The 6,879-nt window shown below is 42.0% G+C and carries 8 protein-coding genes; 7 read left to right on the top strand and 1 reads right to left on the bottom strand.

Annotated elements, in window-relative coordinates:
- Positions 1–135 precede the first annotated feature (135 nt).
- Complete coding sequence (locus tag WAA86_RS14515) at positions 136–285, bottom strand: hypothetical protein (RefSeq protein ID WP_337301742.1); 150 nt, start codon at positions 283–285, stop codon at positions 136–138.
- 62 nt (positions 286–347) lie between these two features.
- Between WAA86_RS14515 and WAA86_RS14510 the strand changes: the two genes are divergently transcribed.
- The 7 genes from WAA86_RS14510 to WAA86_RS14480 all read left to right on the top strand — a co-directional run bounded on the left by WAA86_RS14510 (position 348) and on the right by WAA86_RS14480 (position 6,634).
- Complete coding sequence (locus WAA86_RS14510) at positions 348–719, top strand: VOC family protein (RefSeq protein WP_337301741.1); 372 nt, start codon at positions 348–350, stop codon at positions 717–719.
- A gap of 3 nt (positions 720–722) precedes the next feature.
- Positions 723–1,079: a nuclear transport factor 2 family protein gene (locus WAA86_RS14505; RefSeq protein ID WP_337301740.1), complete on the top strand. Its 357-nt coding sequence runs from the start codon at positions 723–725 to the stop codon at positions 1,077–1,079.
- Between the two features lie 223 nt (positions 1,080–1,302).
- Positions 1,303–1,719, top strand: a complete 417-nt coding sequence (locus tag WAA86_RS14500) for an SRPBCC domain-containing protein (protein ID WP_337301739.1) — start codon at positions 1,303–1,305, stop codon at positions 1,717–1,719.
- A gap of 669 nt (positions 1,720–2,388) precedes the next feature.
- Positions 2,389–3,045, top strand: a complete 657-nt coding sequence (locus WAA86_RS14495) for a Yip1 family protein (protein ID WP_337301738.1) — start codon at positions 2,389–2,391, stop codon at positions 3,043–3,045.
- A gap of 171 nt (positions 3,046–3,216) precedes the next feature.
- Positions 3,217–4,422, top strand: coding sequence for an MFS transporter (locus WAA86_RS14490; RefSeq protein WP_337301737.1), 1,206 nt, complete (start codon positions 3,217–3,219; stop codon positions 4,420–4,422).
- A 246-nt stretch (positions 4,423–4,668) separates the two neighbouring features.
- Entirely contained in the window at positions 4,669–5,520 is an 852-nt protein-coding gene (locus tag WAA86_RS14485; RefSeq protein ID WP_337301736.1) for a hypothetical protein, read from the top strand.
- Positions 5,521–5,620: 100 nt separating this feature from the next.
- The gene (locus tag WAA86_RS14480) at positions 5,621–6,634 is read left to right on the top strand and encodes a hypothetical protein (RefSeq protein ID WP_337301735.1); all 1,014 of its coding nucleotides are present in this window, start codon (positions 5,621–5,623) and stop codon (positions 6,632–6,634) included.
- The last annotated feature ends 245 nt before the right edge of the window (positions 6,635–6,879 follow it).

Genomic DNA, 6,879 nt, shown 5'->3' with positions numbered 1-6,879 from the left:
TGAAAGGCTCAACCCGACAACGAAACATTTTACAGCTGTCCCCTCGAGCGGAGTCGAGAGGTCTGGACAGTGACACCACCACCATTTTTGTCCCCTCGAGCGGACTTGAAAGGCTCAACCCGACAACGAAACATTTTACAGCTGTCCCCTCGAGCGGAGTCGAGAGGTCTGGACAGTGACACCGCCACTTTTTTTGACCCCGCGAGCGGTTTTTATTTCTCTGTATTTCCCAGACGGACTTCCCTTGATCCTTCTTTTGGCTTTCAACAAATCCACTGTTCGCATTCAGTTATTCTCCATAAAATCATAACTTGAGGTACTAATAGGAACCAAATAAAATCACTGTTATGAAATTAGGAGCATTTTCAGTCAGCCTAAATGTTAAAGACATCAAAGTATCCAAGGATTTTTACGAGAAATTGGGGTTCACTGTTTTTGCGGGAGACCTTGAAAAAAATTATCTCATTATGAAAAATGAGGATTCCCTGATCGGACTTTTTCAGGGCATGTTCGAGAATAATATTTTAACGTTTAATCCGGGTTGGGATACCAATGCAAAGAAACTGGACCGTTTTGATGATGTCCGAGAAATTCAAAAATCCCTGAAGAAAAATGACATTTCCCTACATCAGGAAGCGGATGACAGTACAAGCGGACCGGCAAGTATTGTTTTGACGGATCCAGATGGCAATGCCATTTTAATTGACCAACATGTATAGCTAATGGAAATAAAAGACCTGGTAAAAAGATGGTTTCAACTATGGGAATCGGGAGATTTTAATGCGCTACCCATAGCTGAAAATTTTAAGCATACCAGCCCTTTTGGCACCATAGACGGCAAAAAAACGTATTTGGAGCTGGTGGAGGCCAATAAAGACAAATTCCTAGGGCATCGTTTCGAACTTCAAGACGCCCTCTATGGAGAGAGCAAGGCCTGTGTGCGTTACACCACCACCCAGGGTGATTTTTCTATGGAGGTGAGTGAATGGTATTATATAAAAGACCATCTAATATCAGAAATCATAGCCTATTACCATATTGGGGAAATAAGGGAAGAGCGGAAATTGAGCCGACAATAATAAATTGCTAGTCGATTATCCCTTAGGCAATCATTTTTCTGCTAAAAAAAACAAATACCCTCCATAATTTCATAAATTAGGCATAGCCTCCTATCCTATCAACCTTTACAGAAGTAATTCCCACCTACTTGCGGAAAGACTTTGTCTATGCTGCCATTGGTTGAACAGTACCATAACAGATGTAAAGGTCTGTCATTGCACAACTTTTGAGAATCTAATACTCATGGAAAGAACCAAAATTAGGGTAACAACTACCATAGCCGCTGAGATATCCAAAGTTTGGGACTATTGGACCAAGCCGGAACATATTGTGAACTGGAACTTTGCTTCCAATGATTGGCACTGTCCGGCTGCAGAAAACAACCCGGTAACCTGCGGGAAATTCAAATATACCATGGCCTCCAAAGACGGGGAAATGAGCTTCGAATTTGAAGGGATTTATGATGAAGTGATCCCACAAAAAAAAATCACATATTCCTTGGCAGACGGGAGACAGGTGACCGTTACGTTTAAGAAAGAAATCAGAAAAACAAAGGTAACGGAGACCTTTGATGCCGAAAAAATGCATTCCGAAGAAATGCAAAGAACAGGTTGGCAGGCTATCCTAGATAACTTTAAGCAATATGCAGAGACCACCTAGGTTCATATTACGCACTTACACGTAACCGATTCCAATGCTCAACAACCTTAAAAACGTACCTTTTTTTTATCGGATCCGGCATATGATTGTTAGGCTGTAATCCCAAAATCGAGGAGAAGGACAAAAGTGCAACGTTTTCAATGGACATAACCCAAATTTGGATTGCCTATCAAGCGGGATCTACCAATCTACTCCCTACTTAACAGTGGCACCGCCACTTTTTTTGTCCCCTCGGGCGGGCCTGAAAGGCTCAACCTTACAACGAAACAATTTACAGTTGTCCCCTCGAGCGGAGTCGAGAGGCCTGGACAGTGGCACCGCCACTTTTTTTATCCCCTCGAGCGGGCTTGAAAGGCTCAACCCGACAACGAAACATTTTACAGCTGTCCCCTCGAGCGGAGTCGAGAGGTCTGGACAGTGGCACCGCCACCATTTTTGTCTTCTCGTGCGCAGTCGAAAGGCTCAACCTTACAACGAAACAATTTACAGTTGTCCCCTCGAGCGGAGTCGAGAGGCCTGGACAGTGGCACCGCCACCATTTTTGTCCCCTCGAGCGGAGTCGAGCGGTCTGAACCACTAGTCCCTATACAACCCACTGCTTCGAGAACACTTTTAGAAACTGCTATTTATTTTCTATATTGGTCTTCCATACACCAACCAACCAACCTCATGGATCAACAACCCTCTAGCACCCCTGATATTCAGGTCTTATCAGACAAAGAAATTTTTACTAAAATATGGACGTCGCCCAGATTGGTATTTCAATATATCAATGAACGGCATTATGACAAATACGTTGCCATACTTTTAATTATAGCCGGTATTGCCAGGGCGTTCGATAGGGCCGCCACTAAGAATCTGGGGGACACCCTTTCCCTTTGGGTCATCATTGGTGGATGCATCGTATTGGGTGGACTCCTGGGATGGCTGAGCTTTTATATTTATGCGGCCCTATTGAGCTGGACAGGCAAATGGCTACATGGCAAGGGAAATACAACATCTATTTTGAGGGTATTGGCCTACGCCATGATCCCGCTAAGCATTGCTCTAGTGTTGATTGTTCCCCAAATAGGAATTTATGGGATCGAAATTTTTAAATCCGATGGTGATATCACGAGTGCGGGCCTGCTACCAAATTTCTTTTTTTATGGTGCCATGATTCTGGAAGCAGTACTCGGTATCTGGGCATTTGTCCTTTGCGTGGTGGGGATTTCAGAAGTCCAAAAACTGTCCATAGGCAATGCCGTATTGAACATCTTTTTGCCCGTGTTGATCATAGTGGTACCTATTGCCCTCCTATACTTTTTCTTTTTTCAATTCATTTAAAACCAATTGCCGTTTTCCAGAGGTATACAGGAAAGTTGTCCCTTGGTCAAGTTTTAACGTTCGAGGAGCAGCGCGATTGAACTTACTGGCATGTTATCACAGGGATTGTGCTCCCATGCCATTAAAAACCTACTATAATTTCCCATCTTTGGGGCACCAAAAGCATTTAGGGTGAAAGACAGCATACAACTGGGATTAAAGGAAAACTGGCCACAATTCACCATTTTGGTGATCGTCAATGCCTTTGTAGGGGGTATGGTGGGCTTGGAACGTACCATAATCCCAAAATTTGCCGAGTTGGAGTTTGGCGTTGCCTCCAAAACTGCCATCCTTTCCTTTATTGTAGCCTTTGGCATCACCAAGGCCGTTACCAATTACTTTACCGGTAAATTGGCCAATAGGTTGGGCAGAAAGAACCTGTTGGTCCTAGGTTGGATCATTGCCCTACCTATTCCTCTACTGTTGATCAATGCCCCGAGCTGGAACTGGGTCATTTTTGCCAATATCCTTTTGGGTATCAACCAGGGGCTGACCTGGAGCAGTACGGTGGTGATGAAAATAGATCTGGTAGGCGATAAGAATCGCGGCCTGGCCATGGGCATCAATGAGTTTGCGGGCTATTTCGCCGTGGGTGTTGTGGCCTTCCTAACGGGTATCATTGCCCAGCGGTATGGGGTAACCCCCTACCCTTTTTATTTGGGGATAGGCATTGCGATCATAGGACTGTTACTATCGGTTTTCTTTGTGAAGGATACCCGACAATTTGTGGACCAGGAACAAAAATCGACCGAAACCAGCACCTTGGAGAATGTATTTTTGGAAACCTCTTTTAAGGACAAAACCTTGAGTTCCATTACCCAAGCAGGGCTTGTCAACAATTTAAACGATGGGATGATCTGGGGCCTTCTGCCTATTTTGCTACTATCCATGAGTTACGATTCCAAAAGCATAGGGATCATTGCCGCCATATACCCGGCCGTTTGGGGTATTGGACAACTTTTTACCGGGAAAATGGCAGATCACTATTCCAAAAAAGGGATGCTCTTTTGGGGCATGCTCTTACAGGGCTTGGCCATCCTGCTCATTCCCTATTTTACTGGTTTTTATCAATTGGCCAGTATTGCTGCCCTCTTGGGACTTGGAACGGCCCTGGTATACCCCACCTTTCTATCGGCCATTGCGGAGGCCACCTCCCCAAAACAACGGGCAGAAAGCATTGGGGTCTTTCGGTTATGGCGAGATTTGGGCTATGCGGTTGGTGCCATCGTTTCCGGGGTCATAGCGGATCTGTTTGGGGTGGAGTATGCCGTACTTACAATTGGAGCCCTAACAGTACTGTCCTCCCTGGTCATTAAATTTCGAATGCCGAAAGGGTAACAAGTTTCCCACCTGCCCCCTCGAGCGGAGTCGAGAGGTTTGGACAGTGACAACGCCACCTTTTACTTGTCCCCTCGAGCGGAGTCGAGAGGTCTGTTCAGTGGCACCCCACATTTATTTCTGTCCCTTCGAGCGGAGTCGAGAGGTCATTTCTTTACAAATTCATCAACACTTTATCGAAAATCTTTAACGCAATAGATAATATTTTCTATATTGTTATCTTTATTAAACCGTTAAACCTATAGAATGACCAACAAATTAATCCTAGTTACGGCATTATGTTTAATTTCTAAAATAGCATTTTCCCAAGAGGTCAATCTATTAATAAACGACATAAAAGAAGAACGGCATCTTAGACAGGAAGACAGCTTTATTGAATTAAGCTCCTTTATTCAAGGATTGACAGTTGATGATTTAAATCAGGTTAAACTTAAAAATATATCCAGTGCCCTGGACGACAATGGGAATGTTTTAAATAAGATGGAAAGCTTCTTTGGTGATGACTATAGCAGTAGAAATGAATTGACCATAAAACTAGAGGCGCCAAGTAGAAAATCCAATAAATTATTAACCGTAGAGGGGACCTTTAAAATTTTTAGTCCTTCTGAAGCCAATGGCTCAATAATTAATATCTCAAATCCATTGGACCTTTATAACAAAAATCTCTTGCCCAAAGATTTCACCGATGTCACATTAACCTTAGTAGATAAAGAGGCGCTAAAAAAATTGAAAGAAGAGGATGACGAAGAGTTCAAAAAACAGATTGAACAAATAAAGGAAGAGACAGGTTTGGGTGAAGTCATGGCCGAGTCCTTCATTGGCGCATTCAAGCAATTTTTTGAAGGATTTTCAAATTTTGGCTCAGGGGAATCAATGTCCTTTTACGTAGAGGATGAAAAAGATAAAATTGTGAAAATCTTAATTTACAACGGAACTGGAGAAAAGATGAACCTAGGCAGTAGCCGAATGGGAAAAAATAATCTCAGTATTGATCTCAAGGAAAAATTGGCTTCCGACTGGCGTATTGAAATTATGATTGAGAATGAAAAATCCATTAAAGAATATAACTTCAGTGTAAGCAATATTGTCTTACCATAAAATTTAAGTATCCAGAATTCCCCTTACCGTTAGGGTATTGCGCTAGATAATGTAACCTTTTATGACTATTTCACCCCTTAGAACACAAAATATTTTCCTAATGAAAAAAGCCTTATTCATACTTGTATTTCTATGTTTTGCTACGCCAAAAGCTTTTTCACAAGACCCAGAACTTACCGATCAGCAACAAATTGCCCTGATGGAGCATTTTTATTATCAAATGGGAAAAACAACTTTTGAAGCACAAGAATTGGACTTTCGACAAGTTGAATTCTATTTTACTCCTTGGGATAACATATTCACAAGTCGCAATTACGAGCTGGATATTGCTCTTGATACATTAATTGCGACTTCCTCCATGCGCGTTGAAAACAATAAATTAAACCTAAAAGGCCGTTTTCATAATTCAATTAACGGCCCGGAAGAAAATTTTAAATTGACGATCGCCACAAACCAGTTAATGGATGCCAATAACCAACCTGCCAAAATTAGTCCAAAAGCTTCCATATCATACAAAACTCCAACCTTGTCCGGAATTAAAGATGGCCAAGCATATGAATACGAGTGGACCACGGTGAATGCTAATTTTGATTTAAATGAATCGACTACAAATTATAGTGGGTCCGTAACATTTTTAGCCTCCTTTATTGAGGATAATAATTACGATTATATAAATATTACCAAAGGGGACATAGGCAAGGAATTTGAGTTCAATGGCACTACTTACAAGGTTATTGATATCATATCCAATAGATTAATATTACTACCAAGTGTCTATAATTCAAACAATGTCCTATCATTCGATACTCTCTCATTGGACAAAAAGGGAGAATACCAATATATAGTGTCCGGTAAACCGTTATTTGAAAATTATGCCATTCCAAATGATATCTATAACATCTTTGAAAAGAATCCAGCGATAACGCTATCGGAATTTAAAAAACTGGTGCATGATAAGGTATTGGAAATTCACAAAGGCAAAAAGGGCAATACAGAAAACACCAAGCCCTTCGGATCAAACTACGTTATAGTCCATTTCCCCGCACCTATAGAAAATTGCTATCTGTATACACCTATCTATAGTCTACATAGAACATTCGAAATGAAGTTGTAATGCAGTAACACTAAGAATCTCCTACTAACTTGCTATTCCAAATTAATAAGGCGGCAACAACCCTCTTGTCCCCTCGATCGCAGTCGAGAGGTCATCCCCCCCTTCTAATGAACATTACGTGTCAAATAGGTTTCGAAGCAGCCTGTCTTGAGCGGAGTTAAAAGGCTCAACCTGACGACGAAACATTCCCTCTGTCCTCTCGAGCGCAGTCGAGAGGTATGGATAGAGGCATCGCCACCTTGATT

This window comes from Sediminicola sp. 1XM1-17 (genome assembly GCF_037203765.1).
Lineage (GTDB): Bacteria > Bacteroidota > Bacteroidia > Flavobacteriales > Flavobacteriaceae > Sediminicola.
This window is presented reverse-complemented; position numbering and strand designations above follow the sequence as displayed.

Bases quoted from the DNA above. Each gene is read 5' to 3' on its own strand.
- WAA86_RS14515 (WP_337301742.1), bottom strand. From the start codon at position 285: ATGCGAACAGTGGATTTGTTGAAAGCCAAAAGAAGGATCAAGGGAAGT.
- WAA86_RS14510 (WP_337301741.1), top strand. From the start codon at position 348: ATGAAATTAGGAGCATTTTCAGTCAGCCTAAATGTTAAAGACATCAAA.
- WAA86_RS14505 (WP_337301740.1), top strand. From the start codon at position 723: ATGGAAATAAAAGACCTGGTAAAAAGATGGTTTCAACTATGGGAATCG.
- WAA86_RS14500 (WP_337301739.1), top strand. From the start codon at position 1,303: ATGGAAAGAACCAAAATTAGGGTAACAACTACCATAGCCGCTGAGATA.
- WAA86_RS14495 (WP_337301738.1), top strand. From the start codon at position 2,389: ATGGATCAACAACCCTCTAGCACCCCTGATATTCAGGTCTTATCAGAC.
- WAA86_RS14485 (WP_337301736.1), top strand. From the start codon at position 4,669: ATGACCAACAAATTAATCCTAGTTACGGCATTATGTTTAATTTCTAAA.
- WAA86_RS14480 (WP_337301735.1), top strand. From the start codon at position 5,621: ATGAAAAAAGCCTTATTCATACTTGTATTTCTATGTTTTGCTACGCCA.